This window comes from Streptomyces ureilyticus (assembly GCF_011045025.1).
In the GTDB taxonomy this organism is placed as follows: Bacteria; Actinomycetota; Actinomycetes; order Streptomycetales; family Streptomycetaceae; genus Streptomyces; species Streptomyces ureilyticus.
On sequence record NZ_JAAKZX010000087.1, the window covers coordinates 1 to 26,013 of the forward strand.

General features: G+C 71.5%; 21 protein-coding genes and 1 pseudogene. 12 read left to right on the forward strand and 10 right to left on the reverse strand.

Going from position 1 to position 26,013, the window contains the following annotated elements; translation table 11 throughout:
* Nucleotides 1-363 precede the first annotated feature (363 nt).
* Both G6048_RS25215 and G6048_RS25220 read right to left on the reverse strand, forming a co-directional pair.
* A complete protein-coding gene (locus G6048_RS25215) occupies nt 364-1,167 on the reverse strand; it encodes a DUF3097 domain-containing protein (RefSeq protein ID WP_165341872.1) in 804 nt (267 codons plus the stop codon).
* A gap of 31 nt (nt 1,168-1,198) precedes the next feature.
* Nucleotides 1,199-2,023: an MBL fold metallo-hydrolase gene (locus G6048_RS25220; RefSeq protein WP_165341898.1), complete on the reverse strand. Its 825-nt coding sequence runs from the start codon at nt 2,021-2,023 to the stop codon at nt 1,199-1,201.
* Nucleotides 2,024-2,237: 214 nt separating this feature from the next.
* Between G6048_RS25220 and hrcA the strand changes: the two genes are divergently transcribed.
* The 4 genes from hrcA (at nt 2,238) to G6048_RS25240 (ending at nt 6,526) form a co-directional block, all read left to right on the forward strand.
* Nucleotides 2,238-3,254, forward strand: a complete 1,017-nt coding sequence (gene hrcA / locus G6048_RS25225; protein WP_165341899.1) for a heat-inducible transcriptional repressor HrcA — start codon at nt 2,238-2,240, stop codon at nt 3,252-3,254.
* Nucleotides 3,255-4,391, forward strand: a complete 1,137-nt coding sequence (dnaJ, locus tag G6048_RS25230) for a molecular chaperone DnaJ (protein ID WP_165341873.1) — start codon at nt 3,255-3,257, stop codon at nt 4,389-4,391.
* 306 nt (nt 4,392-4,697) lie between these two features.
* Nucleotides 4,698-5,780 carry a nitronate monooxygenase gene (locus G6048_RS25235; RefSeq protein WP_165341874.1) on the forward strand — a complete coding sequence of 361 codons (1,083 nt, stop codon included), beginning with the start codon at nt 4,698-4,700 and terminating at the stop codon, nt 5,778-5,780.
* Entirely contained in the window at nt 5,780-6,526 is a 747-nt protein-coding gene (locus tag G6048_RS25240; RefSeq protein WP_165341875.1) for a 16S rRNA (uracil(1498)-N(3))-methyltransferase, read from the forward strand. Before G6048_RS25235 ends, G6048_RS25240 begins: the two co-directional genes overlap by 1 nt.
* A 96-nt stretch (nt 6,527-6,622) precedes the next feature.
* Here G6048_RS25240 and G6048_RS25245 read toward each other — a convergent pair whose 3' ends face one another.
* Nucleotides 6,623-7,177 (reverse strand): hypothetical protein, encoded by a 555-nt coding sequence (locus G6048_RS25245; RefSeq protein ID WP_165341876.1) that lies wholly within the window; start codon nt 7,175-7,177, stop codon nt 6,623-6,625.
* A gap of 372 nt (nt 7,178-7,549) precedes the next feature.
* Entirely contained in the window at nt 7,550-8,305 is a 756-nt protein-coding gene (locus G6048_RS25255; RefSeq protein WP_165341877.1) for a DUF6215 domain-containing protein, read from the reverse strand.
* A 199-nt stretch (nt 8,306-8,504) separates the two neighbouring features.
* Between G6048_RS25255 and G6048_RS25260 the strand changes: the two genes are divergently transcribed.
* The 8 genes and pseudogenes from G6048_RS25260 to G6048_RS25295 all read left to right on the forward strand — a co-directional run bounded on the left by G6048_RS25260 (nt 8,505) and on the right by G6048_RS25295 (nt 17,522).
* Nucleotides 8,505-9,104 (forward strand): isochorismatase family protein, encoded by a 600-nt coding sequence (locus G6048_RS25260; RefSeq protein ID WP_165341878.1) that lies wholly within the window; start codon nt 8,505-8,507, stop codon nt 9,102-9,104.
* Between the two features lie 10 nt (nt 9,105-9,114).
* Complete coding sequence (locus G6048_RS25265; protein ID WP_165341879.1) at nt 9,115-10,023, forward strand: GlxA family transcriptional regulator; 909 nt, start codon at nt 9,115-9,117, stop codon at nt 10,021-10,023.
* Between the two features lie 65 nt (nt 10,024-10,088).
* Nucleotides 10,089-10,730: a hypothetical protein gene (locus G6048_RS25270; RefSeq protein ID WP_235990284.1), complete on the forward strand. Its 642-nt coding sequence runs from the start codon at nt 10,089-10,091 to the stop codon at nt 10,728-10,730.
* A 153-nt stretch (nt 10,731-10,883) separates the two neighbouring features.
* Nucleotides 10,884-14,039 carry a S41 family peptidase gene (locus G6048_RS25275; RefSeq protein WP_165341901.1) on the forward strand — a complete coding sequence of 1,052 codons (3,156 nt, stop codon included), beginning with the start codon at nt 10,884-10,886 and terminating at the stop codon, nt 14,037-14,039.
* A gap of 265 nt (nt 14,040-14,304) precedes the next feature.
* A complete protein-coding gene (locus tag G6048_RS25280) occupies nt 14,305-14,631 on the forward strand; it encodes a histidine triad nucleotide-binding protein (protein ID WP_235990290.1) in 327 nt (108 codons plus the stop codon).
* 16 nt (nt 14,632-14,647) lie between these two features.
* The gene (locus G6048_RS25285; protein ID WP_165341881.1) at nt 14,648-15,580 is read left to right on the forward strand and encodes a ribonuclease Z; all 933 of its coding nucleotides are present in this window, start codon (nt 14,648-14,650) and stop codon (nt 15,578-15,580) included.
* A 20-nt stretch (nt 15,581-15,600) separates the two neighbouring features.
* Nucleotides 15,601-16,250 (forward strand): annotated as a pseudogene (gene add / locus G6048_RS25290) (adenosine deaminase); the annotation flags it as partial.
* Nucleotides 16,251-16,409: 159 nt separating this feature from the next.
* Nucleotides 16,410-17,522 carry a carbohydrate kinase family protein gene (locus G6048_RS25295; protein WP_165341882.1) on the forward strand — a complete coding sequence of 371 codons (1,113 nt, stop codon included), beginning with the start codon at nt 16,410-16,412 and terminating at the stop codon, nt 17,520-17,522.
* 86 nt (nt 17,523-17,608) lie between these two features.
* Here G6048_RS25295 and G6048_RS25300 read toward each other — a convergent pair whose 3' ends face one another.
* The 6 genes from G6048_RS25300 to G6048_RS25325 form a co-directional block, all read right to left on the reverse strand.
* Entirely contained in the window at nt 17,609-17,956 is a 348-nt protein-coding gene (locus G6048_RS25300) for a cytidine/deoxycytidylate deaminase family protein (RefSeq protein WP_165341883.1), read from the reverse strand.
* A gap of 33 nt (nt 17,957-17,989) precedes the next feature.
* Nucleotides 17,990-22,681: a cation-translocating P-type ATPase gene (locus G6048_RS25305; RefSeq protein ID WP_165341884.1), complete on the reverse strand. Its 4,692-nt coding sequence runs from the start codon at nt 22,679-22,681 to the stop codon at nt 17,990-17,992.
* A 106-nt stretch (nt 22,682-22,787) separates the two neighbouring features.
* Complete coding sequence (locus tag G6048_RS25310) at nt 22,788-23,147, reverse strand: MmcQ/YjbR family DNA-binding protein (protein ID WP_165341885.1); 360 nt, start codon at nt 23,145-23,147, stop codon at nt 22,788-22,790.
* A complete protein-coding gene (locus G6048_RS25315; protein WP_165341886.1) occupies nt 23,144-24,451 on the reverse strand; it encodes a hemolysin family protein in 1,308 nt (435 codons plus the stop codon). Before G6048_RS25315 ends, G6048_RS25310 begins: the two co-directional genes overlap by 4 nt.
* On the reverse strand, nt 24,448-24,945 hold the full coding sequence (gene ybeY, locus G6048_RS25320; RefSeq protein ID WP_165341887.1) for an rRNA maturation RNase YbeY: 498 nt from the start codon (nt 24,943-24,945) through the stop codon (nt 24,448-24,450). Before ybeY ends, G6048_RS25315 begins: the two co-directional genes overlap by 4 nt.
* A gap of 13 nt (nt 24,946-24,958) precedes the next feature.
* Nucleotides 24,959-26,011 (reverse strand): PhoH family protein, encoded by a 1,053-nt coding sequence (locus G6048_RS25325; protein ID WP_165341888.1) that lies wholly within the window; start codon nt 26,009-26,011, stop codon nt 24,959-24,961.
* Between the last annotated feature and the right edge of the window lie 2 nt (nt 26,012-26,013).

Consider the following 26,013-nt stretch of genomic DNA (forward strand, 5'->3'; position numbering starts at 1 on the left):
GCCCCGGACCCCGTTCGGGGGCCAGCCCCCGGACCCCCGCTCCTCAAACTCCCCCCAGCTACCGCTGGGGGGAGACCCCCAAGGGGCTGAGTTCGCAAACGCCGGAGGGGCTGAATTTGCGCGTCCCTGAGCTGACTTCCGAGACTGAGGTCGGTTCGGCTGCCCTGGCGGAACTTCGCAGCGCAGGCCCGTATCAATCAGCCCGTCTGGGGGCACCTCCCAGCGGTAGCTGGGGGAGTTTGAGGACGAGGCCGCCAGGCCGATAGCGGGGTCTGGGGCGCAGCCCCAGCGGGGTCCAGGGGCGGAGCCCCTTGGTATGGGACGGGTAAGGGCGGCGGGGGCGAATCCCGCTGCACGCAGCCGTCACTCCGGCGCCGTGACGAAGTCGATCAGGTGCTCCACCGAGCCCAGAAGTTCCGGTTCCAGGTCCTTGTAAGAGCGCACCGAGCCAAGGATCCGTTCCCACGCCGCGCCCGTGTTCTCCGGCCACCCAAGCGCCCGGCACACGCCCGTCTTCCAGTCCTGTCCGCGGGGGACCCGGGGCCATCCCGCGATGCCCACGGACGCCGGCTTCACGGCCTCCCAGACGTCGATGTACGGATGGCCGACGACCAGCGCGTATTCACTTGTCACCGCCTCCGCGATACGCGACTCCTTGCTGCCGGGCACCAGGTGGTCGACCAGGACGCCCAGGCGGGCATCGGGGCCGGGGGCGAATTCGGCCACGATCGACGGGAGGTCGTCGATGCCCTCCAGGTATTCCACGACTACGCCCTCGATGCGTAGGTCGTCGCCCCACACCTTTTCGACCAGTTCCGCGTCGTGGCGCCCCTCCACGTAGATGCGTCCGGCACGGGCCACACGGGCGCGGGCGCCGGGGACGGCCACCGAGCCGGATGCCGTACGCGTGGGACGTACCGGCGCCGACGACGGACGTACGAGCGTCACCACCCGGCCCTCCAGCAGGAACCCGCGCGGCTCGAGCGGGAACACCCGGTGCTTGCCGAAGCGGTCCTCCAGCGTGACCGTGGCCGCCTCGCAGCGGATCACGGCGCCGCAGAAGCCGGTGCCGGGCTCCTCGACGACCAGGCCGGGCTCGGCCGGGACCTCCGGTACGGGCCCGCGCTTCTTCCAGGGAGGAGTCAGGTCCGGTGAGTACTGGCGCATTCGGCAGACGATACCGATATGACCACGACCTTCACGACACAGCGAAACGCCTTGCCAGCGCGTCCCGTTGTGCCCGGACGAAGGCCGCGTCCACCGCGGTGCCGTGCCCCGGGACGTACACCGCGTCCTCGCCGCCCAGGGCCAGCAGCCGGTCCAGGGCCGCGGGCCAGTGGGACGGTACGGCGTCGGGGCCGGCCTGAGGTTCGCCGGACTCCTCGACCAGGTCGCCGCAGAAGACGACCTCGGGGGCCTCGGAAGCCTCGGCGGAGGGGGCCGCACCAGGCCTGCCGGGGGATCCGGGCCTGCCAGGGCTGCCGGCGGTGCCAGCCAAGCCGTGCCTGCCGTGCCCGGCGGGAACCAGCACCGCCAGATCGTGAGGCGTATGACCAGGCCCCACGTTCGCCAGCAGGACCTGTCGCCCGCCGCCCAGGTCCAGGGTCCACTCGCCGGACACCAGGTGCCGCGGCCGGACGAGGAGATCCGCCGCTTCGGCCGCCTCGCGCGGATCGGCGCCGTTGCGTACGGCGTCCGCGCGCAGCTCGTCGCGGTCGTGGACGAGTACCCGGTCCACGCCCACCGCCCCGAAGACCTCGACCCCCGCGAAGGCCGCCGTCCCGAGGACATGGTCGAAGTGCGGGTGCGTGAGCGCGAGATGGGTCACCCTGCCACCCCCGAGGAGCCCTTGCGCCTCCGTACGCAGCCGTACGCCCTCCCGCACACTCGACCCCGCGTCGATCATGAGCGCCGCACCCTCGCCCACGACAAGACCGACCGTGCAGTCCCACACGGGAAGACGGCACCGCCCGACCCCGGGTGCCAGCTCCTCCCACCCCGCCTCCGCCCAGACCGTGTTCAGCATCGCGCGGACTCTTCCCAAGTCACCGTCATGCAACGACGCTAGCTGTATGTCCCCGACAGAGCAGGACATGCCCGTACACCTCGGATCAGCGGCTCAGGTCCGCCCTTGCCGGGGCCGTACCCGACGGCCGTACACTTGAGCCGGGATGCTGGCACTCGTGCGCGCTGAGTGCCAAGCGAAGAACACGGGAGACCAGCTGGAGGTGTGCGCGATGCTCAGTGAACGCAGGCTCGAAGTGCTTCGCGCCATCGTCCAGGACTACGTGGGCACGGAAGAGCCGGTGGGTTCCAAGGCGCTCACCGAGCGGCACAGCCTCGGGGTCTCCCCGGCGACGGTGCGCAACGACATGGCGGCGCTGGAGGACGAGGGCTACATCGCGCAGCCGCACACCAGCGCCGGACGCATCCCCACGGACAAGGGCTACCGCCTCTTCGTCGACAAGCTCGCGGGCGTCAAGCCGATGACGGCGCCCGAGCGACGGGCGATCCAGAATTTCCTCGACGGCGCCGTCGATCTGGACGACGTGGTGGGCCGGACCGTACGGCTGCTGGCGCAGCTCACCCGGCAGGTCGCCGTGGTGCAGTACCCCTCGCTGACGCGCTCGACGGTGCGGCACGTGGAGCTGCTGTCGCTGGCTCCGGCCCGCGTCATGCTCGTACTGATCACGGACACCGGACGGGTCGAGCAGCGCATGGTCGACTGCCCGGCGCCGTTCGGGGAGACGTCTCTGGCGGATCTGCGCGCGCGGCTCAACAGCCGGGTCGCGGGACGCCGTTTCGCGGACGTCCCGCAGCTGGTGCAGGACCTGCCGGAGGCCTTCGAGGCCGAGGACCGCGGCACGGTCTCGACGGTGCTCTCCACTCTGCTGGAGACGCTCGTCGAGGAGACCGAGGAGCGGCTGATGATCGGCGGCACCGCCAATCTCACCCGCTTCGGACATGACTTTCCCCTCACGATCCGGCCCGTTCTGGAAGCATTGGAGGAGCAGGTCGTCCTGCTCAAACTCCTTGGTGAGGCAAGCGATTCGGGCATGACGGTGCGGATCGGTCATGAGAACGCCTATGAGGGACTCAACTCCACGTCGGTCGTCTCTGTCGGTTACGGTTCGGGCGGCGAGGCAGTAGCCAAACTCGGCGTGGTCGGACCGACCCGCATGGATTACCCGGGAACGATGGGAGCGGTACGAGCGGTGGCACGGTACGTCGGACAGATCCTGGCGGAGTCGTAAGTGGCCACGGACTACTACGCCGTACTCGGCGTGCGCCGCGATGCGTCACAGGACGAGATCAAGAAGGCTTTCCGGAGACTCGCACGCGAGCTGCATCCGGACGTCAATCCCGATCCGAAGACGCAGGAGCGGTTCAAGGAGATCAACGCCGCGTACGAGGTGTTGTCGGACCCGCAGAAGAAGCAGGTCTACGACCTCGGCGGCGACCCGTTGTCCCAGGCGGCCGGCGGCGGCCCGGGCGGCTTCGGCGCGGGCGGCTTCGGGAACTTCTCGGACATCATGGACGCGTTCTTCGGTACGGCGTCCCAGCGGGGCCCGCGCTCGCGCACCCGGCGCGGCCAGGACGCGATGATCCGTCTGGACGTCGAGCTCGACGAGGCGGCCTTCGGGACGACGAAGGACATCCAGGTCGACACGGCCATCGTCTGCACCACGTGCAGCGGCGAGGGCGCGGCTCCGGGTACCTCAGCGCAGACGTGTGACATGTGCCGTGGCCGCGGTGAGGTCTCGCAGGTCACGCGGTCCTTCCTCGGCCAGGTCATGACGTCCCGGCCCTGCCCGCAGTGCCAGGGCTTCGGCACGGTCGTACCGAACCCGTGCCCGGAGTGCGCGGGCGACGGACGCGTACGCTCCCGCCGGACCCTGACCGTGAAGATCCCGGCCGGTGTCGACAACGGCACGCGGATCCAGCTCGCCGGAGAGGGCGAGGTCGGCCCCGGCGGCGGACCCGCCGGTGACCTCTACGTCGAGATCCACGAGGTCCCGCACCCCGCCTTCCAGCGCCGCGGCGACGATCTGCACTGCACGGTCACCCTCCCGATGACCGCGGCGTCGCTCGGCACGAAGGTCCCGCTGGAGACGCTCGACGGCATGGAGGAGATCGACATCCGCCCCGGCACCCAGTCCGGCCAGTCGATCCCGCTGCACGGCCGCGGTGTCACGCATCTGCGCGGCGGCGGTCGCGGCGACCTCATCGTGCACGTCGAGGTCCAGACTCCGAGCAAGCTCGACGTGGAGCAGGAGCGGCTGCTGCGCGAGCTGGCGAAGCTGCGGGGGGAGGAACGGCCTACGGGGCAGTTCCAGCCTGGGCAGCAAGGGCTCTTCTCGCGCCTTAAGGACGCGTTCAACGGGCGCTGACGGTGGGCGGACTGGTCGGCCGGGGGTCCGGCCCGCCGCGCAGCGGCAATGGGATGCAGCGGCCCCCGGGTGAGCACAGTCAGCCTGGGCAGCAGGGTCTGTTCTCGCGGCTGAAGGATGCCTTCAACGGTCGCTGAGGGCGTGTCTTTCTCGCGGCTGAAGCATGTCTCCGGAGGCCTCTGAGTGCGGCTTGTTCTCGTGCCCAGAGGCCTTCGTCATGGGCGCTGACCGGCGCCCATTCCCGTGGCGTATGCCAGCTGGAAGGCCGGATTCGGTCCTCTTGGAGGGACGTGACAACATGCCGTCATGTCCTCCGCACTGACCGATCTTTTCCCTCTTCCGATCGTGCAGGCCCCGATGGCGGGCGGCGTCTCCGTGCCGCAGCTCGCCGCGGCCGTGTCCGGGGCAGGGGGGCTCGGTTTTCTCGCCGCCGGCTACAAAACGGCCGACGGCATGTACCAGGAGATCAAGCAGCTGCGCGGGGCGACGAACCGGCCTTTCGGCGTGAACCTCTTCATGCCGCAGCCCGAGTACGCAGACCCCGCCACCGTCGAGGTCTACGCCAACCAGCTGGCCGGCGAGTCCGCCTGGTACGAGACCAAGCTGGGCGATCCCGACAGCGGACGTGACGACGGCTACGACGCCAAACTCGCCGTACTCCTCGACAACCCGGTGCCGATCGTCTCCTTCCACTTCGGCTGCCCCACGCGCGAGGTCCTGGACTCCCTCGCCCGCGCCGGCACGTTCACCATGGTCACCGCGACCACCGTCGAGGAGGCGCAGGCCGTGCAGCGGGCGGGCGCCGACGCGGTGATCGTGCAGGGTGTCGAGGCGGGCGGCCACCAGGGCACCCACCGCGACAACCCCGAGACGGACGGCGCCGGCATCGGACTGCTCTCCCTGATCGCACAGGTCCGCGAGGCCGTGCAGATCCCGATCGTCGCGGCCGGCGGCATCATGCGCGGCGGCCAGATCGTCGGCGCGCTCGCCGCGGGCGCCACCGCCGCCCAGCTCGGTACGGCCTTCCTCGCCACCCACGAGTCCGGCGCGAACGCCCTGCACAAGCAGGCGCTCACCAACCCCCTCTTCGTACGTACGGAGCTGACCCGCGCCTTCTCCGGCCGCCCGGCCCGCGGCCTGGTGAACCGCTTCCTGCGCGAGCACGGCCCGTACGCCCCCGCCGCGTACCCCCAGATCCACCACCTCACCTCCGGTCTGCGCAAGGCGGCGGCCAAGGCGGGGGACGCGCAGGGGATGGCGCTGTGGGCGGGGCAGGGGCACCGGCTCGCCCGCGATCTGCCGGCGCAGCAGCTGGTCGAGGTGCTCGCGGACGAGATCGCCGAGGCGAAGGCGGCCCTTGCGGCGCTGCCCGGCGGGAGTGCCGGCTGATGACCGCGCCGGTGTTCGTGGTGGACGCGGTGCCGACGGGCCCGGAGTTCGTCCTCGACGGCCCCGAGGGGCGGCACGCCGTGTCCGTGAAACGGCTCCGGCCGGGCGAGGACGTGGTCCTGACGGACGGCTGCGGACGCTGGACGGAGGGCATGGTGAAGGCCGCCGAGGGCAAGGACCGGCTGGTGGTCGCAGAACTCCACGAGGTCCACGAAGAGCCGGAGCCGACGCCCCGTATCACCGTCGTCCAGGCCCTTCCGAAGGGCGACCGGGGCGAACTCGCCGTCGAGACGATGACGGAGACGGGCGTCGACGAGATCGTCCCCTGGTCCGCCGCCCGCTGCATCACGCAGTGGAAGGGCGAGCGGGGCCTCAAATCCCTCGCCAAGTGGCGGGCGACGGCGAGGGAGGCGGGCAAACAGTCACGCCGGGTCCGCTTCCCCCACATCACGGACCCGATGACGACGAAGCAGGTCGCCGCATTCCTCACCACAGCGGACTTCGCGGCGGTCCTCCACGAGGACCGCTCCCACCCGAGCGAGCCCCTCGCCACCGCCGAACTCCCCGCCTCCGGCTCGATCGTGCTCGTGGTGGGGCCTGAAGGGGGCGTGTCTCCGGAGGAGTTGGCGGCTTTCGCCGATGCGGGGGCGGGAGCGTACCGGCTGGGGCGCAGTGTCCTGCGTACGTCGACGGCGGGCACGGCGGCGACGGCACTGCTGCTGGGGCGCACGGGACGGTGGTCGTGACCGCGACGCGATGTCGTCCATTCCGTCACCCATGGGCCGACGAGTTGGACAACGTCGTGCAGTGCGTCGAGGGCGACTCTGAATGAGCCGCCCCGACTACGGTGCCTCGGGACGCAATCGAGGTACCCAATACTCCACGTCGGCCCGATAGGCGGCTGCTGTGACCAGCAGCATCTTCTCGCCCCCGCTTGTGGACAGTTCCAGCCGACCGTCTTTGGCCGAGACGTCGACCTGTTCGCCGGTCCACCACTGCGCTCCGGGTTTACCGGTGATTGCGGAGCGGGCGAACACCGTGACTCTGCGATCCGTCACAACGACGATGACTTCGCCGTTCAGCATGAAGTACGGCAGACGTCCTGCCGCCCGACGCGCGGAGAAGACCAGCTTCAACTCCTCCCCATCCGCCAACCTCTCCTGGAGGTCACGAGACGGCCGAGACCGGCCCACCGTCACCAGGCTCGACGAGGCCCCGAGCAGCCGGTGCACCACCATCTGGAGGGCAAGGATTCCGGCCACCCAGCACACCGTCCACACCACGGAAATCCATGCGTCCCATCCGCTCAGCCACGGGTGCGTCAGAACGTAGATGGCCGCAAAGGCGACCAAGAACCGAAGAGCCATGCCCAGCAAGCCCTTGACCACGATCCACACGGTGTCCATGGATCAGCGACCGGGCCTCAGGCGATCGACCCAGCGGCCAAGGCGCCGTCGTGAGCGGTGGAGGCGCGGCCGCGTCGGTCGACGACCTTCCGCACCCACCTGGCCTGCTTCGCCGGCGCCACGCCTCCAGTGGTCATCAGGCGACAGGAGCGGCGCCTTGCGTTCTGCTTGGGCTCGGATCTCAACGTGAGATGCGTGAGCCGTGATGCGGAACGCCTCCTCGTAGGAGGCCAGGGCCGCGCTCATGGCCAGCCCCGCCTGCGAGGCCCCGGCGGCGAATGCGTGCTGCCAGCCACGTAAAGAAGCCCAGCAGTGCGGCAAGGCCGCCGGCCAGGATCAGGAACGGTAAGAACGCGTCCATGGCTACGAGGCTACTGGCCACCCCGGTACGGTCGGCAGCACCTTTTCGGCGACGCGGAGCAGCACCGCGTCGTCCGGCACCTCGCCGTCCGCGCGCCACAGGGTCACGTCGAAGGAGCCGCCGCTGTCCTTTTCGTCCTGCGCGACGGTGAGGGCGCGGGCCGGAACGCCGGGACCGCTGTTGGCGTCGCTCCCGTCGATGCGGAAGTTGATGCTGATGGTGCGATCCGAGTAGAAGACCGCAGGGCGGCCAAGAACCTCCCCCACTCTCGGCTTCTCCCCCACTGTCGGCTTCGCTCGAGCGGGGGGACCCCCATGAGCCGGAGGTGCCCCCATCTGCCGCGCGCTGTCCCCCAGAAGTTCAGCGGACCCGGCCACCGGAAGGCGGTCGTACGTGGCCGACAAAGTCACGGTGTAGGTCTCGAACTCGACCCGGGCGGACGGAGTGGCGATCTCCTTGCCGCCGGCAAGCTCGAGTGAGCCGTCGCTGTCGCTGGCGGTCTGCGCGATTTCCCCTGGCGTGCCCAGCAGTTCAGCGAGATCCGGACGGTTCAGCGCCTCACACAGCTGCATCCCGGAGATGTGCCGGGACGGCTTCTCGGACTCCCCGCCCGAGCACGCCGCAGGCGACGGGTCACTGGCTGAGGACGACGCCTCCCCGAACATCCACAGAGCGAGTGCCCCCACCAGAACCAGGGCCGCAACGGCCTGCCCCCACGCGCCCACGCCCTTCGGGCGCGCGCCGATATTGTCTGCCATGTCCCCCACTGTCGTGATCCCCCGATGTGTGCCCGCGGACTTTAACCTCTGACCGTCAGTCAGAGCAAGAAAGTTGGCCTTCACACGGCGCGAACCCGACTGGTTGCTCACCCACCTGACCACCGATGACCAGATCGGTCCGCTCCCGGACCCGATGCGGCCTGTCTCCGCCATGCCCCCGCGGCCCAGACTCAAGGACATGACCCGAGCACTGATCGTCATCGATGTCCAGGAGTCCTTCCGTGCCCACCCGCTGTGGGCGACCATCTCCGACCCCAAGATCGCCGACCAGGTGAACCGCCTGGTCCGGCTCGCCCGGCAGGCCGGGGACCTGGTGGTGTGGGTACTGCACACCACGCCCGGCACCGGCGATGTCTTCGACCCGGCCCTCGGCCATGTCCGGCTGATGGAGGAGCTGGAGCGAGCGGACGGGGAGCCGCTGCTCCAGAAGACCTCGCACAACGCCTTCACCACCACCAACCTGCAGCAACTCCTCACCGAGCGCGGCATCAGCGAACTCACCGTCTGCGGCATCCGCACCGAGCAGTGCGCGGAGACCACCACCCGCCTCGCCTCCGACCTCGGCTACCAGGTCACCTTCGTCACCGACGCGACCGCGACCAACCCCATCGCGCACCGCGACGCTCCCGCCGGCCAGAGCGTCGCCGAGCTGCTGGCCGACCCCCGCACGCTGTCTGCCGAAGAGGTCATCAGGCGCACCGAGTACGCCCTCGCCGGACGCTTCGCCACCATCGCGACCGTCGACCAGCTGGAAGCAGCGGCAGAACGTCAGGCATGATGACCGAATCGTGAGCCACGTCGTCTTCTTCCTGGTGCCCGGAGTCCACTTGCTGGACCTGGCCGGCCCCGCGCAGGTCTTCTCCACGGCCGCCGACTTCGGGCACCCCTACACACTCACCTACGTCGCCGAGCAGCCCCAGGTCCCCACCGCCCAAGGGCTGCCGCTGGTGGCGGCGCTCGACTGGCCCGAACTCGGTCCCGAGGATCTGATCGTGGTGCCCGGCTGGCGGTGCGTCACCCTGGCCGACGCCCCCGCCATCGGCGCCGCCTCCTTGCAGGTCCTCCGGGACCACCACGCCAGGGGCGGGACGGTGGCCAGCGTCTGCGCCGGAGCCGACGCGCTCGGCCGGGCCGGCCTGCTCGACGGCCGCCGCTGCACCACCCACCACGACGTGCAGGACGAGTTGGCCCGGCGCCACCCCAAGGCGGTGATCGCCCGCGACGTCCTGTTCACCGCCGACGACCGCGTGATCACCTCGGCCGGTATCGCCAGCGGCATCGATCTCGCCCTGCACCTGGTCGCGACCCGGCACGGCCCGGCCGTCGCCGCCCAAGTGGCCCGGAACATGGTCGTCTACGCCCGCCGCAACGGCCACGAGCCGCAGTCCAGCGCGATGCTCCGGCACCGCTCCCACCTCGACGACACCGTCCACCGCGCCCAGGACCTCATCGACGCCCGCTTCGACGAACCCCTTCCGCTCGCCACCCTCGCCACGGCAGTCGGCGTCAGCGAACGCACCCTCACCCGCCTCTTCACCCGAGCCACCGGCGTCACCCCCCTGCGCTACCAGCAAACCCTCCGCCTCGAACGCGCCCAGCACTTCATCAGCCACGGAGCGACGATCGACGCCGCCGCCCGCTCAGTCGGTTTCGAGGACGCACGGATGCTGCGCCGGCTCCGCTCCCGTACGGCCTGAGTACGGGTCCAGCATGGCCGCATGCGGTCTACCGCAGCCCCCGTCGCAGTGGCACCATGCCGCCCATGGGGGCATTGAGGTGCATACGGCACGGTTTGCAGGGGCGGCGGCGAGGCCCGGTCGTGGCCGGGTTCGCGGTGGTCGCCGTCGTCGGGGTGGTCGCGTGTGAGCCCGGTGAAGGGTTGAGTTCCGCGGCCGTGGCGGTCACCACCGATCAGGTCGGGACGCGGGAGCTCGAGCGGCAGGGTGTAGAGGTGCGATGGGTCAGCTGCACGGCCTCGTACGGGGAAAAGGGGACCGCCGGGCGTTCGTCGAGTGCGCGGAGTGTGGCGACCGTCGACTGTGTGGGCGAGGACACGGGCGGACGGGACATCAGCATCAAGGGGCAGGTGACGCAGGAGGTCGACGGGAAGTGCGTACGGGGGGATCTGACCGCCAAGGTCGGCGGCAAGGAGTGGTTCAGGGCGGATGTGCTCGGGAACTGCGATGCGGCCGACCAGACCACCCCCGTTCCGACCACTACCGCTCCTACCGCCACAGGCCCTGCACCGACGCCGACCGGCGACGACCACGGTTCCACTCCGCCGGGCGACGACCACGAAACCACCCCGCCGCACGAGCAGCCGCGCCCCACCGTGACCGTCACCGTGACCAAGACCGTCACCGTGCACCCCAGCCCCACCTGTTCCTGCCATCCGGCGAAGTGATCCAAAGCCCTGGCCGGAGGCAGGACCGCTGCATAGGGTGATCGGGTGACACAGACCGCATCCGCTGCATCCCATGCCTCCGCTGCGTCCTCGGAGTCCGCCACGTCCTCGGCGTCCGCGACGTATCTCCGGTATCCGCATCTCCACGGCGAGTTGATCACCTTCACCGCCGAGGACGACGTCTGGGTCGCGCCCCTCGACGGCGGTCGCGCCTGGCGGGTCAGCGCCGACAACGTCCCCGTGAACCATCCGCGCATCTCCCCGGACGGTACGACCCTCGCCTGGACGTCCACCCGCGACGGCGCCCCCGAGGTGCACATCGCCCCCATCGACGGCGGCTCCTCCAAACGCCTTACGCACTGGGGCAGTTGGCGGACCCAGGTACGCGGCTGGACCCCGGACGGCCAGGTCCTCGCACTCAGCACCTACGGCGAGGCCAGCCTGCGGCGCAGCTGGGCGCGGGCCGTACCGCTCGACGGTGGTCCGGCAACCACCCTTCCGTACGGTCCTGTTGGCGGCGCCGCCCACGGCCCCGGCGGCGGCGTCGTCCTGCTGTCCGCGCCCATGGGCCGCGAGGCCGCCTGGTGGAAGCGGTACCGGGGCGGCACGGCGGGCAAGCTGTGGATCGACCGCGAGGGCGGGGGCGAGTTCGTACGGCTGCATGCCGACCTGGACGGGAACCTCGAGTACCCGTCGTGGGTCGGGGACAGGGTCGTATTCCTCTCCGATCACGAGGGTGTGGGAGCCGTGTACTCCTCCCTCGCCGACGGGTCGGACCTGCGGCGGCACACGGCAGTTGACGGTTTTTACGCCCGCCACGCGGCGACCGACGGTACGCGCGTCGTGTACGCGTCCGCCGGTGAGCTGTGGATCCTCGACGACCTGGACGGGGCCGAGCCGCGGCGGCTGGACATCCGGCTCGGCGGGCAGCGTGTCGATCTGCAGCCGCATCCCGTGAACGCGGCCCGCTGGTTCGGCGCGGGCGCTCCCGACCACACAGGACGCGGCAGTGCGATCGCCGTGCGCGGCGCTGTCCACTGGGTCACCCATCGTTCGGGACCCGCTCGGGCGCTGGCCGCCGAGCAGGGCGTACGGGCCCGGCTGCCGCGTACGTTCCGCGTGGACGGCGAGGAGCACGTGGTGTGGGTGACGGACGCGGAGGGCGAGGACGCGCTGGAGTTCGCGCCCGCCACCGGGGCCGCACCCGGCGCGACCCCGCGCCGGCTCGCCGCCGGACAGCTCGGCCGGGTGGTCGGGCTCTCGATGGCACCGGACGGCAGCCGCGCCGCCGTGGCCTCGCACGACGGACGCTTGCTGCTCGTCGAGCGGGAGACGGGAGAGGTACGGGAGGTCGACCGCAGCGAGGACGGCGACGTCTCCGGGCTCGTGTTCTCGCCCGACTCGGCCTGGCTCGCCTGGTCGCATCCCGGCCCGCGCCCGCTGCGCCAGCTCAAACTCGCCAACACCGCCGACCTGTCGGTGACCGAGGCGACCCCGCTCCGGTTCCGGGACTACGCGCCCGCGTTCACGCTGGACGGCAAGCACCTGGCCTTCCTGTCGGCCCGCTCCTTCGACCCGGTCTACGACGAGCACGTCTTCGACCTGGCCTTCGTCGGCGGCTCGCGGCCGCACCTCATCACGCTCGCCGCCACCACCCCGTCCCCCTTCGGGCCGCAGCGGCACGGCCGTCCCTTCGACGCCCCGGACAAGGAGGAGACGCCCGACAGCGAGGGCGCCCCCACGACCCGTATCGACCTGGACGGACTCGCCGACCGCATCGTGCCGTTCCCGGTCGAGGCCGCCCGTTACTCGCAGCTGCGCGCCGCCAAGGACGGCGTGCTGTGGCTGCGCCACCCGGTGCGCGGCGTACTCGGCGCCTCCCGCGCCACCCCGGACGACCCGGACCCGAAGACGGACCTCGAGCGCTACGACCTCGTGCAGCAGCGCATCGAGCATCTCGCCTCGGATGCCGACCACTTCGCGGTCACCGGCGACGGCAAGCGGATCCTGCTGTGGACGGACAGCAAGCTCAAGGTCGTACCGAGTGACCGGCGCGCCTCGAACGACGACGAGAGCGACACCAACATCACCGTCGACCTGTCGCGGGTCCGCCAGAGCGTCGACCCGGCCGCCGAGTGGCGGCAGATGTACGACGAGGCCGGCCGCCTCATGCGCGACAACTTCTGGCGGCCGGACCTCGGCGGGGCGGACTGGAACGGCGTACTCGACCGCTACCGGCCGGTGCTCGACCGCGTCGCCACCCACGACGACCTGGTGGACCTGTTGTGGGAGGTGCAGGGGGAACTCGGCACCTCGCATGCGTACGTCACTCCGCGCGGCGGCTTCGGCGGCGGGGAGCGGCAAGGGCTGCTCGGCGCGGACATCTCCCGTCACGAGGACGGCAGTTGGCGTATCGACCGGATCCTGCCGTCGGAGACCTCGGACCCGGACGCACAGGCACCGCTCGCCGCGCCCGGCGTCGCGGTGCGCGCCGGCGACGCGATTGTCGCCGTCTCCGGGCGGCCGGTCGACCCGGTGACCGGGCCCGGACCGCTGCTCGTCGGTACGGCCGGAAAACCGGTCGAGCTGACCATCTCGCCCTCGGGCGGCGGCGATCCACGCCACGCCGTGGTCGTCCCCATCTCCGACGAGGAGCCGCTGCGCTACCACGCATGGGTCGCCGACCGGCGCGCGTACGTCCACGAGAAGTCCGAGGGCCGGCTCGGCTACCTCCACGTGCCCGACATGGTCGGCTCCGGCTGGGCGCAGCTCCACCGCGACCTGCGGATCGAGGTCGCCAAGGAGGGCCTGGTCGTCGACCTCCGCGAGAACCGCGGCGGCCATACGTCCCAGCTCGTCGTCGAAAAGCTCGCGAGGCGCATCGTCGGCTGGGACCTGCCGCGTGGAATGCGCCCGTACAGCTACCCCGAGGACGCGCCGCGCGGCCCGGTCGTCGCCGTCGCCAACGAGTTCTCCGGCTCGGACGGCGACATCGTCAACGCGGCGATCAAGGCGCTGGGCATCGGCCCGGTGGTCGGTACGCGCACCTGGGGCGGCGTCGTAGGCATCGACAGCCGCTACCGCCTCGTCGACGGCACGCTCGTCACCCAGCCCAAGTACGCGTTCTGGCTGGAGGGTTACGAGTGGGGCGTCGAAAACCACGGCGTCGACCCGGACGTCGAGGTCGTCCAGGCGCCACACGACTACGCGGCGGGCCGCGACACCCAACTGGACGAGGCGATCCGCATCGCACTGGCCGCGCTCTCGGAGAACCCGGCGAAGACGGCTCCGCCTTTGCCGGGGGAGTGAGTCCGGGGGGTGAGTTCGGGGAGTGAATGACGAGGGGCTTACGGCCGGGCCGTGGACCCGCTGCCCGCCCCCACCGGTCGCTACGATGCCGACGTAACGATCATCCAGCGTGAGGAGGCCGCGCATGGCACAGGAATCGCAGGGGCGCGCCGGTGTCGAGGGGGAGAGCGCGCGGAGGCCCGAAGGGTCGAGCACGGTCGCCCCCTCGACACCGGCTGAGGCGCCCCGGAGAGGACGAGAAGACGGCGCACCGCAGGACGACTGTCTGTTCTGCAAGATCGTCGCAGGGAAGGTGCCGGCGACCGTCGTGCGGGAGACGGAGACGACCGTTGCCTTCCGGGACATCAACCCGCAGGCGCCCACGCATGTCCTGGTGATCCCGAAGGCCCACTACCGGGACGCCGCCTCGCTCGCCGCCGCCGACCCCGCGGTCCTCGCCGACGTGGTGCGGGAGGCCGGGGAGGTCGCGGCCGACGAGAAGCTGGACAGTTACCGCATCGTCTTCAACACCGGAAGCGGTGCGGGCCAGACCGTCTGGCATGTGCACGGGCACGTCCTGGGCGGCCGCGGCATGCAGTGGCCGCCGGGATAATCCGGGACAAATCACCGTGTCCGTACGCGAATTGGTGGTCCTCGGCACCGCCAGCCAGGTCCCCACCCGGCACCGCAACCACAACGGCTATCTGCTGCGCTGGGACGGGCAGGGCCTGCTCTTCGACCCCGGCGAGGGCACGCAGCGGCAGATGCTGCGTGCCGGGGTCGCGGCCCATGACCTGCACCGGATCTGCGTCACGCACTTCCACGGCGACCACTCGCTTGGCCTCGCCGGAGTGATCCAGCGCATCAACCTCGACCGGGTGCCGCACGAGATCACCGCCCACTATCCGCGCTCGGGCCGCCGCTTCTTCGAACGGCTGCGATACGCCACCGCCTACCGCGAGACCGTCCAGCTCACCGAAGCACCGGTCGCCGCCGACGGCGTACTCGCGGCCTCGAAGGCGTACACCTTGGAGGCCCGCAAACTCGCCCACCCCGTCGAGTCGTACGGCTACCGGCTCGTCGAACCCGACGGGCGGCGGATGCTGCCCGAGCGGCTCGCCTCGCACGGCATCAAAGGGCCGGACGTGGGACGGATCCAGCGGGAGGGGGCGCTGGGCGACGTCGCGCTGGAGGATGTGAGCGTGGTGCGGCGGGGGCAGCGGTTCGCGTTCGTCATGGACACCCGGCTGTGCGACGGCGTGTACGCGCTCGCGGAGAAGGCCGACATGCTTGTCATCGAGTCGACCTTCCTCGATGCGGACATCGAACTCGCCGTGGAATACGGCCACTTGACCGCCGGTCAGGCGGGTGGGGTCGCCCGGGACGCGGGAGTACGGCATCTCGTGCTGACGCACTTCAGCCAGCGGTACACCGACCCTGGGGGCACCTCCCGGACGGAGTCTGGGGGAGAATTCGAGCGGGAGGCGCGGGCCGCCGGGTTCGAGGGGGAGCTGACGGTGGCCCACGATCTGCTGCGGGTGCCCCTTCCGAAACGCCGGTGAGCCGGTCGTACGATGCCTGGATACCTCTCCCCAAAGCCGAACTCCACGTGCACATCGAAGGCACCCTCGAACCCGAGCAGGCCCTCGCGTTCGCCGCGCGCAACGGCGTTGAGCTGCCGTACGCCGATACGGAGGAGCTCCGCAAGGCCGGCCAGTTCAGCGACCTCCAGTCCTTCCTGGATCTCTACTACGAGCTGATGGCCGGGCTCCGGACCGAGCGGGACTTCGAGGAACTGGCCGACGCCTATCTCGCGCGGGCCGCGGCGCAGGGGGTGCGGCACGCGGAGATCTTCTTCGATCCGCAGGCGCACCTCGCGCGCGGCGTCGACATGGGGACGGTGATGGAAGGGCTCTGGCGGGCGCTTGGCAGGAGCGAGAGTGTGCACGGCGTCTCCACCCAGTTGATCATGTGCTTCCTGCGGGACGAGTCCGCCGACTCCGCGATGCGGACCCTGGACGCCGCGAGGCCGTATCTCGACCGGATCACCGGCGTCGGCCTCGACTCCGCCGAGGTCGGGCATCCGCCGGGGAGGTTTCGCGAGGTGTACGCGGCCGCCGCCGCGCGCGGGCTGCGCCGGGTCGCCCACGCGGGGGAGGAAGGGCCCCCGCGTACATCACCGAGGCGCTCGACGTGCTCGGCGCCGAGCGGATCGACCACGGACTGAGCTGCTGGAACACGACGAGGAGCGGCGGGGGCGATACCTCGCCGAGGTGGAGGCGTACGCCTTCGAGTAGGTGAGCGGGACGTGCCCGCTCACCTGCCCGCGGGGCGGCTGTCAGTGGTGTGGTGCACACTGGCTGGAAATCGCACCACCCAGGGGAGCGCACCGTGACCACGCCCCACGGAGAGGGCCCGTACCACTGCCACGCCCACGTCGATCCGCTCGCCGGGCTGCGCACACCCGGCGACCCGCCCTGCGACGTCTACCTCACCGGCACCGTCTTCCTCGACATCATCTTCACCGGACTCGACTCCGCCCCCGTACGCGGCACCGAGTCCTGGGCGCGCGGCATGGGCTCGAGCCCCGGAGGCGTCGCCAACATGGCGACCGCGCTGGCCCGCCTCGGTCTGCAGACCTCGCTGGCGGCGGCCTTCGGGGACGACCACTACGGGGAGTACTGCTGGGACGCCCTGGAGCACGGCGAGCACATCGACCTGTCCACGTCCCGCACGGTGCCCCACTGGCACTCCTCGGTCACCGTCTCCATGGCGTACGAGGGCGAGCGGACCATGGTCAGCCACGGTCACGAACCGCCCCCGGAGGAGCCGGCGCCCGACTGCCCGCCACGCGCGCGTGCCGCCATCGCCTCGCTGACGCCTGGCACGCGCGCGCCCTGGATCGCGCAGGCCGCGCGCAAGGGGGCCAGGATCTTCGCCGACGTCGGCTGGGACGAAACCGGCCGCTGGGACCTCGCCGCCCTCCCCGACCTGGAGCACTGCGAGGCCTTCCTGCCGAACGCCGAGGAGGCCATGCGCTACACCCGCACCCGCTGCCCCCGCGAAGCGGCCCGCGCCCTCACCGACCGCGTACCGCTCGCCGTCGTCACCCTCGGCGCGGACGGTGCGTACGCCGTCGACGGCCGCACCGGAGAGACCGCCGACGTCCCCGCCATCGCCGTCGAGGCCCTCGACCCCACCGGCGCAGGCGACGTCTTCGTGGCCGGCTTCGTCACCGGCACCCTGGCCGGCTGGCCCCTCGCCGACCGCCTCGCCTTCGCCGGCCTCACGGCCGCCCTCTCCGTCCAGGAGTTCGGCGGCTCCCTCTCCGCCCCCGGCTGGACCGAGATCGCCGCCTGGTGGCGCCGCGTCCAGTCGTACGACGACCAGGACCCGACCGCGCTCAGACGGTACGCCTTCCTGGAGGACCTGCTCCCGGAGGACGCCAGACCCTGGCCACTGCGGCGGGCGGTACCGACGATCGGGTTCCGGACGTCGGCGTAGGTCGATGGGGGGCTGGTGCAGCCCTCAGCGGGCTCCAGGGGCGGGGCCGTTGGGCACCGGAAAGGCGTGGGCTTGGGGTAGAACCCTCACCCAGCCGTCGCGGACACCCGCACCACCCCGTCCACCCCCGCCAGCAGCACCGGCGTCGAGGCCCCGCCAAGGTCCCGCACAGCCGCCAGGTCGCCGTCCGCCAAGGACTCCGCCTCGCTCACCACCGCGGCCGCCTCCAGCGACTTCGCGCCCGACGCCACGGCCATGGCCACCGCGGTCTGCAGGGCACTGAGCCGCAGGGAGTCCAGGGCGACGGTGCCGGCGACGTACGTACGGCCGGTTTCGTCGCGTACGGCCGCCCCCTCGGGGACACCGTTGCGGGCCCGCGCGGAACGGGCCAGGGTGACGATCTTGCGGTCCTCGGGATCAAGCGTCTCGGTCATGCCCTGAGCATACGAAGCACAAGCCCGGCTACATCAGGCGCGGTGTCCCTGGTCCTGTCCCTGGCTTTGGACGACGCGGTGTCCCTGGCCTTGGGCGATAGCGGGGAGAGACCTTGCCCAGGTGGCCCACGCCTCGCCGGACGGTCCGTGCTCGAGGATCGCCTTTTCGAGCCGCGGCACGGCCCGTTGCCCCAGCACCGCGAGTGCTATCGCCGCGGCGACTCCGGCCCAGGCGACCGGGCCCAGGGGTGTGCAGCCGAAGAACTGGCTGGGGCCCGGCGTCTGGATCAGGGCCACCAGGGCGACGGCGGAGCCGAGGGACGTGATGCGGACCAGAGGACTGTCGCGGCGGTCGGTGAGGGTCTGGGCGAGCTGGGTGCCGACCACGCCGCACAGGGCCATCGTGGTGGAGCGGCGCGCCGTACCCGGGGTGAAGCGGCCGATGAGCCAGGCCGTGGTCGCGCCCAGGCATGTGGTCAGGGCGCGGTGGCGGATCTGGCGGATCAGTGGCGCACCGAGGAGCGAGGTCCCGAGCGGCTCGGTGCCCGGATCGGCCACGCTTGCCGCCTGCCCAGGTGCCATGCCTCCCACCTCCGCCGCTGTCGTGCCTTCCGTCTCCCCCGACCCCGCTGTCGTGCCGTCCGTCTCCCGCGACGTCGTGCCGCCGTCCTCCGCTCCCGTGGCCCTCTTCTGCGGAGTCACCGCCACCGCCATCGCCGGGAACAGGTCCGTGAACAGGTTCACCAGCAGCATCTGGCGGGTGGAGAGCGGTGCGGCTCCCGAGAGGACGGAGCCGAGGATGCCGAAGCCGACCTCCCCGGCGTTGCCGCCGATCAGGATCGCGATGGCGTCGGCGACGCCGTGCCACAGCGCGCGGCCTTCGGTGACCGCCTCGATGAGGACGGTGAGGTCGTCGTCGGTGAGGACGATGTCGGCCGCGTTGCGTGCCGCCGCTGAGCCGCGTGCGCTGATGCCCACGCCGACGTCGGCGGCACGGATGGCCGCGGCGTCGTTGGCGCCGTCGCCGACCATCCCGACCACCCGGCCCGCGTCCCGCAAGGCCTCCACGACGTGGAGCTTCTGTTCGGGCGCGACGCGGGCCACCACGCTCGCGTCGCGCAGCATCCGGGACCGTGCCGACCGGTCCGCGGCGGCCAGTTCGTCGCCCGTGACCACGGTCGTGTCGTCCGGCCAGCCCAGGTCGGCGGCGATCGCCCGGGCGGTCTGCGGGTGGTCGCCGGTCAGCATGACCGGTCGTACGCCTGCCTTCCGCAGACCGTGCACGAGCGCGGTGGACGTGTCTCGCGCCACGTCCGCCAGCGCGAGCAGGCCGGTGAACTCCAGCTCGGCAAGGGGCTCTTCGAGTACGTCCGTCGCCTCCTCGCCCTCCGCCAGCGGGCGCCCGGCCACCGCCAGCACCCGCAGCCCGTCGCGGGCCAGCGACTGCGCCGCGTCGGACGCGTGGCCGGGGAGGTCGCGGCACGCGGGCAGGACGGTCTCCGGGGCGCCCTTGACCACGAGCACCGGTGTGCCGTCCGCGGCCCGGCCGACGGCGGCGGCATAGCCGCGGGCGGCCTCGAACGGGCGGCCCTCGGTCTGCGTCCACTCCGGGTCCGGGCCGGCCGCGTCCAGGACCGCCTCGTCGGTGGCGTGCGCCGGGCGGGTCGAGTCGCCGTTCAGGCGGGGGCAGGCGCGCGCCGCGTCGCGCAGCGTACGCCCGGAATCCGCCTCGTCCACGGAGTGGGCCGTGCCGTCGGCGTCGGTCACCCGCACCAGCCGTAGCCGGTTCTCGGTCAGGGTGCCCGTCTTGTCGAAGCAGATCGTGTCCATGCGGCCCAGCGCCTCCAGCGTGCGCGGGGTGCGGACGAGGACGCCGCGGCGGCTCAGCCGCCGGGCGGCGGCGAGTTGCGCCACCGTGGCCACCAGCGGCAGGCCTTCGGGGACGGCGGCCACGGCCACCGCCACACCGCCGCTCACCGCCTGGCGTATCGGCGTGCCGCGCAGCAGCGACAGACCGGTCACCGCGGCGCCGCCCGCCAGTGTCAACGGCAGCGCCTTGCGGGTGAGTTCCTGCAGCCTGGCCTGCACGCCGCCGGCCGGTGGGGTCCGGGCGGCGAGGGAGACGGCCCGGGCGGCCTCGGTGCGGTCGCCGGTGTCCACCACGACGGCCCGGGCATGTCCGGCGACCACGGTCGTGCCCTCGAACACCATGCAGCAGCGCTCGGGCACAGCAGCTCGCGGAGTCGCGTCGGTCCGCTTGTCCGCCGGCAGCGACTCGCCGGTCAGCGCGGACTCGTCCACCTCCAGTCCGTCCTCCCACAGGAGGCGGGCGTCGGCGGGCACGACATCGTCCGACTCGAGCTCGATCACGTCGCCGGGAGCGAGCTGAGCGGCGTCGACGACATGCGTCTCGCCGAACGTGTCCTGCGCATCGGCGGACGTGACGGGTACTTCGGCGGCCGTGCCGCGTGCTTCGCCGGCCGTCCCGGTGGCTTCGGCGAACGTGCCGCGTGCTTCGGCGGCCGTGACGGGCGCTTCGGCGGACGTGTCGTCGTAGAAGAAGCCGCCCTCCGCCCGGTCCATCACGCGCGCCTTCTGTTTCTGACCCGCGAGCAGCCCGGACAGCGCCCGCTCGGCCCGCAGCCGCTGTACGCCTCCGACCAGCGCGTTCAGGTCGAGCGCGCCCACGACGAGCAGGGCGTCCACGACGGAGCCGAGGATGGCCGAGGCGACCGAGCCGACCGCCAGGACCGGGGTGAGCGGATCGTCCAGCTCGCCGCGCACGGCCCGGGCGAGCCGCAGCGACCACCGCGCCGGAGCCAGGACGGGATGACGGCCGACGGTGGCGACGACCTCACGCACCTGGTGGGTCGCCTGCTCGGCGGCACTCGTCTCCCTGTCCGGCTCGTGCTCCAGCCGGGAGAGGACGTCCGCCGGTTCCAGCGCGTGCCAGGCCACCCGCGCACGGGGGCGCGGAGCCCGGGTCGCCGCAACGCGTAGGGCAGCCCGCGCCCCGGACAGCAGGGCCACCGCCGCGGCCGCGTCGACCGGTGCGTGACGCACGCCGGGCAGCAACGGCGAACGGCGCCGCCGCCCGGACTCGCCGACGGCCACCAGCAGACCCGACAGCGCCGCGCCGGACCGGGCCAGCGTCTGCGACCTGTGCCCGGTCACGCGGGCGGCCCGCACGGCGGTCAGCAGCCGCCACGCGTCGGCAAGCCCGTGCAGGGCCACGACGTCCGCTCCCCATACGACCGCACCGTCCTGGTCCGCGAGGGCGACGGCCACGTCACCGGCGAGCAGCCCGGACAGTACGTCGCTGTCGTCGGCCGACAGCAGCCGGGCGACGGTGACGACGGTGCCGTCCCCGTCCCCATCCCCGTCGCGCAGTTCGTGCACCACCTCGCTCAACGGGCGGTCACCGTCCACGACTTGGTCGGCGAGGCTCGTGAACTCGCTCAGCGTGGGATCCGCCTGATCGTCCACCACCACGACCCGCAGCCCGGCGCGCCGGGCTGCGTCCAGTACGGTCTCGGCCCATGGATCCGGCCCCACGCCCGGCCTGCGCAGCGCGCTCGGATGCAGGACGACCGTGTCGGCCATCTCCAGCTGCCGCAGCCGCTCCGGGTCCCGCACCAGCACACCCGTGCGGGACAGCGCGCCGCTCAGCACGGCGTGGAAGGCGGCGGGCCCGTAGCGCGCGGCCTTGGGCGAGCCCGCGAGGACCGCTTCCGCCGCCTCCGCACCGTCGTGCTTGACCAGCAGCGTCGCCCCGGCGCCCGCCACACTGCCGGCGGAGGCATGGGCGGCGTACTCCTGGGCCGGGGAGGTCCGCAGCGGCGGGCGCGGGATGTGGTCCGCCGCCGCGCTGATCCGCTCCGGTGCGCACACCTGGTCGTGGACCGTGTCGAAGGCCGCCAGGCGCGCCACCGTCTCCGCCAACTGGCAGGCGCGCAGCGCTCCGTCGAGCAGCAGGGAGGTCGGCGTCTGGCCCGCGCCGTGGGCGGCCGCGTTCGCCGCGGCCAGCACCAGGTCCATGCGGGAGCGGCCGAGCCGGGCCCGCAGCAGGCCACGGAAGCGCGGGTTCTCGCGCAGCAGCGTCACCACCGCGGTCACCAGCCGGGGTGAGGGCGGCAGGCGCAGGGCGCTCGCGACCAGGGCGGCACCGGTACCTACGGCGTCGATGCCGAGGGCCGCGGCGGCGGCTCGTACTCCGGACGGGTCGCCCGGATGCGCGAACTCCTCCACCGGCTCGTCCGACGGCGCGAGTCCGTGGTGGGCCGCGAGAGCGGTCGCCTTCTCCACCACCCGGTCGGTGAGCGCGTCCTCGGTGGCGGTCACCACCAACCGCGCCAGTCCGCCGTCCCAGTACGCGAACGCCACATCCGGATGCTCCGCCAGCGCGGCGGCCACCCGTCGTGCCCGGTGCTCCGTCCCGTCCTCCCGCCGCACCTCGTCCGGCCGTTCCGGCGCGGACGGCCGCAACGCGAGATGCGCCCGCGTGCCGGACCGCCAGTGGGGCGAGCCGCCGGGCAGCGCGTTACGGGCGACCCGCCCGACCCGCACCGCGGAGTCCACGCTCCGCACCCCGGCCCGCGCCGTCCCCGCCACCGCCGCCGCGGCCGCGCCCACCACGGGCGCGACCCCTCGCGCGAGCAGCCGCGGCCCCGCCAGCGCGAGACCGCCGGCCGAAGGAGTCGTCGTCAACAGCAGTCCCAGACCCATCGCACGGCTCCACCTCTAGTGACGGCGCCTCTCGTGACAGCGCCTAACGCACCGTCCGAGTGCCCGCAACGCGAGTGGTCATCCAGGCGAGGCCTTCAGGAGATCTTCAGGGCCGGTCCAGGCGCAGCCGCTCGGCACGCGGCAGACCGGCCACCACCAGGTCGTACGAGTCCTCGATCAGCTCCCGTACGAGCCGGTCCTGGAGCTCCCCGTCCACCGTGACCGTGTTCCAGTGCCGCTTGTTCATGTGCCAGCCGGGGATGATCAGCCCGGGGTACTCGTCCCGCAGCCGAACCGCGTCCTCCGGGTCGCACTTGAGGTTCACCGTGAGGGGGCGGGAGTCCAGGTGCGTCAGCGCGAAGAGCTTGCCCAGCACCTTGAAGACGGAAATCTCCGGGCTGAACGGGAAGTCCTCCACCGCCGCGTTGAAGGACAGGCAGAACGCGCGCAGTTCCTGAGGGGTCACTCCGGCTTCTTCTCCTCCTCCGGCGGGTCCGCCGGACCCATCGGCTCCACGAGCACAGTCACGATCTTGTTCCGCCGGCCTGCCGCGGTCTCCGCCGTGAGCCGCAGCTCGCGCTCGTCCGGCAGTGCCACCACCGACGAAGCGCCCGCGATCGGCACCCGCCCCAGCGCCTTGGCCAGCAGCCCGCCCACCGTCTCGACGTCCTCGTCGTCGTACGCCTCGAAGCCGTACAGCTCACCGAGGTCGCCGATGTCGAGGCGGGCCGTCACGCGGTAGCGGTCGTCGCCCAGGTCCTCGACCGGCGGCAGTTCACGGTCGTACTCGTCCGTGATCTCGCCGACGATCTCCTCCAGGATGTCCTCGATGGTGACGATCCCGGCCGTGCCGCCGTACTCGTCGATGACGACCGCGACGTGATTGCGGTGCTGCTGCATCTCGCGCAGCAGATCGCCCGCGTTCTTCGTGTCCGGTACGAAAGCCGCGGGCCGCATCGCCGTCGAGACCAGCTCGCTCTCCGCGTCCCGGCTGATGTGCGTCTTACGGGCCAGGTCCTTCAGATACACGATCCCCACGATGTCGTCCTCGCTCTCCCCGGTGACGGGGATCCGCGAGAAACCCGACCGCAGCGCCAGCGTCAGCGCCTGCCGGATCGTCTTGTAGCGCTCGATGACGATCAGGTCCGTACGCGGCACCATCACCTCGCGTACGAGCGTGTCACCCAGCTCGAAGACGGAGTGCACCATCCGGCGCTCCTCGTCCTCGATCAGCGACTCCTTCTCGGCGAGGTCGACCAGCGCGCGCAACTCGGCCTCGGAGGCGAACGGGCCGCGGCGGAAGCCCTTGCCGGGAGTCAGCGCGTTGCCGATGAGGATCAGCAGCGGCGGGATCGGACCCATGACACGCGCCAGGGGCAGCAGAATGTACGCCGCCGCCGTCGCCGTGTTCAGCGGATGCTGGCGGCCGATCGTGCGCGGCGAGACACCGACCGCGACATACGAGACGAGGACCATCACGCCGATCGCGATCGACAGCGCCTCCCACGTCTCGTCGAACTCCTTCAGGCAGGCGTACGTGACGAGCGTGGCGGCGGCCATCTCACAGGCGACCCGCACGAGCAGCGCGACGTTCAGATAACGGGTCGGGTCCGCGGCGACCTGGGCCAGCTTGGCGCTGCCGCGACGGCCGGAGCGTACGGCCTCCTCCGCGCGGAAACTGGAGACGCGCGCCAGGCCCGCCTCCGCGCAGGCGGCGAGCCAGGCCACGACGACCAGCGCTGTCGCGCCCAGAACGATCTGAGGATTCATGACACGGTCGGGGCCGGGGAGGGACCGGTCAGGCCCTTCTCCGCACGCCAGCCGTCCACGATGGCGGCCTGCAGACCGAACATCTCGGTCTTCTCGTTCGGCTGCTCATGGTCGTAACCGAGCAGATGCAGCACCCCATGCACCGTGAGCAGCTGAAGCTCCTCGTCCATGGAGTGCTGCGTCGCCGCCTCCTTGCCCTGCCGCTCGGCGACCTCGGGGCAGAGCACGATGTCACCGAGCAGCCCCTGCGGCGGCTCGTCGTCGTCCTTCGACGGCGGACGCAACTCGTCCATCGGGAAGGACATCACATCCGTCGGCCCTGGCAGCTCCATCCACTGGATGTGGAGCTGCTCCATGGCATCGGCGTCCACGACGATCACCGAGAGCTCGGAGAGCGGGTGGATACGCATCCGCGCGAGCGCGTAACGGGCGATGTCGAGGATCGCCTGCTCGTCGACCTCGGTTCCGGACTCGTTGTTGACGTCGATCGACATGATCGGGCTTGGTCTACTTCCGTTTGTCACGGCCCGTGTGGGAGCCGTTCTGCGTGCCGTTCTCGCTGTCGTACTTCTCGTAGGCGTCGACGATACGGCCGACCAGCTTGTGCCGTACGACATCCTGCGACGACAGCCGCGAGAAGTGCACGTCGTCGAGCCCCTCCAGGATCTCCTGGACCTGCCGCAGACCGGACTTGGTGCCCGCCGGGAGGTCGACCTGCGTGACGTCACCGGTGATCACGATCTTCGAGTCGAACCCGAGCCGGGTGAGGAACATCTTCATCTGCTCGGCGCTCGTGTTCTGGGCCTCGTCCAGGATGATGAAGGCGTCATTGAGCGTCCGACCCCTCATGTAGGCGAGGGGCGCCACCTCTATCGTCCCCGCCGCCATCAGCCGCGGGATCGAGTCCGGGTCGAGCATGTCGTGCAGGGCGTCGTACAGCGGGCGCAGATACGGGTCGATCTTCTCGTACAGCGTGCCCGGCAGGAATCCCAGCCGCTCGCCGGCCTCTACCGCGGGGCGGGTCAGGATGATGCGGTTGACCTGCTTGGACTGGAGGGCCTGGACCGCCTTTGCCATGGCGAGGTAGGTCTTGCCGGTGCCCGCCGGGCCGATGCCGAAGACGACGGTGTGCTTGTCGATGGCGTCGACGTACCGCTTCTGGTTGAGGGTCTTGGGGCGGATCGTGCGGCCCCGGGAGGACAGGATGTTCTGGGTGAGCACCTCGGCCGGGGTTTCCTCCGGGCCGTTCCCGTCTTCACTTGCCCTCAGCATGGCGATCGAGCGTTCCACCGCGTCCTCCGTCATCGGCTGTCCGGTGCGGAGCACCAGCATCATCTCGTCGAACAGGCGCTGGACGAGGGCCACCTCGCGGGCGTCGCCGACCGCGCTGATCTCGTTGCCCCGGACGTGGATGTCGGCCGCCGGGAAGGCCTTCTCGATCACGCGCAGGAGGGCGTCTCCTGAGCCCAGCACGGTCACCATGGGGTGCTTGGGCGGGACGGTGAACTGCGCTTTCGCTTGTCCCTGGACGGGGCTGTGCGCTGTGGGTGTCTCAGTCATGG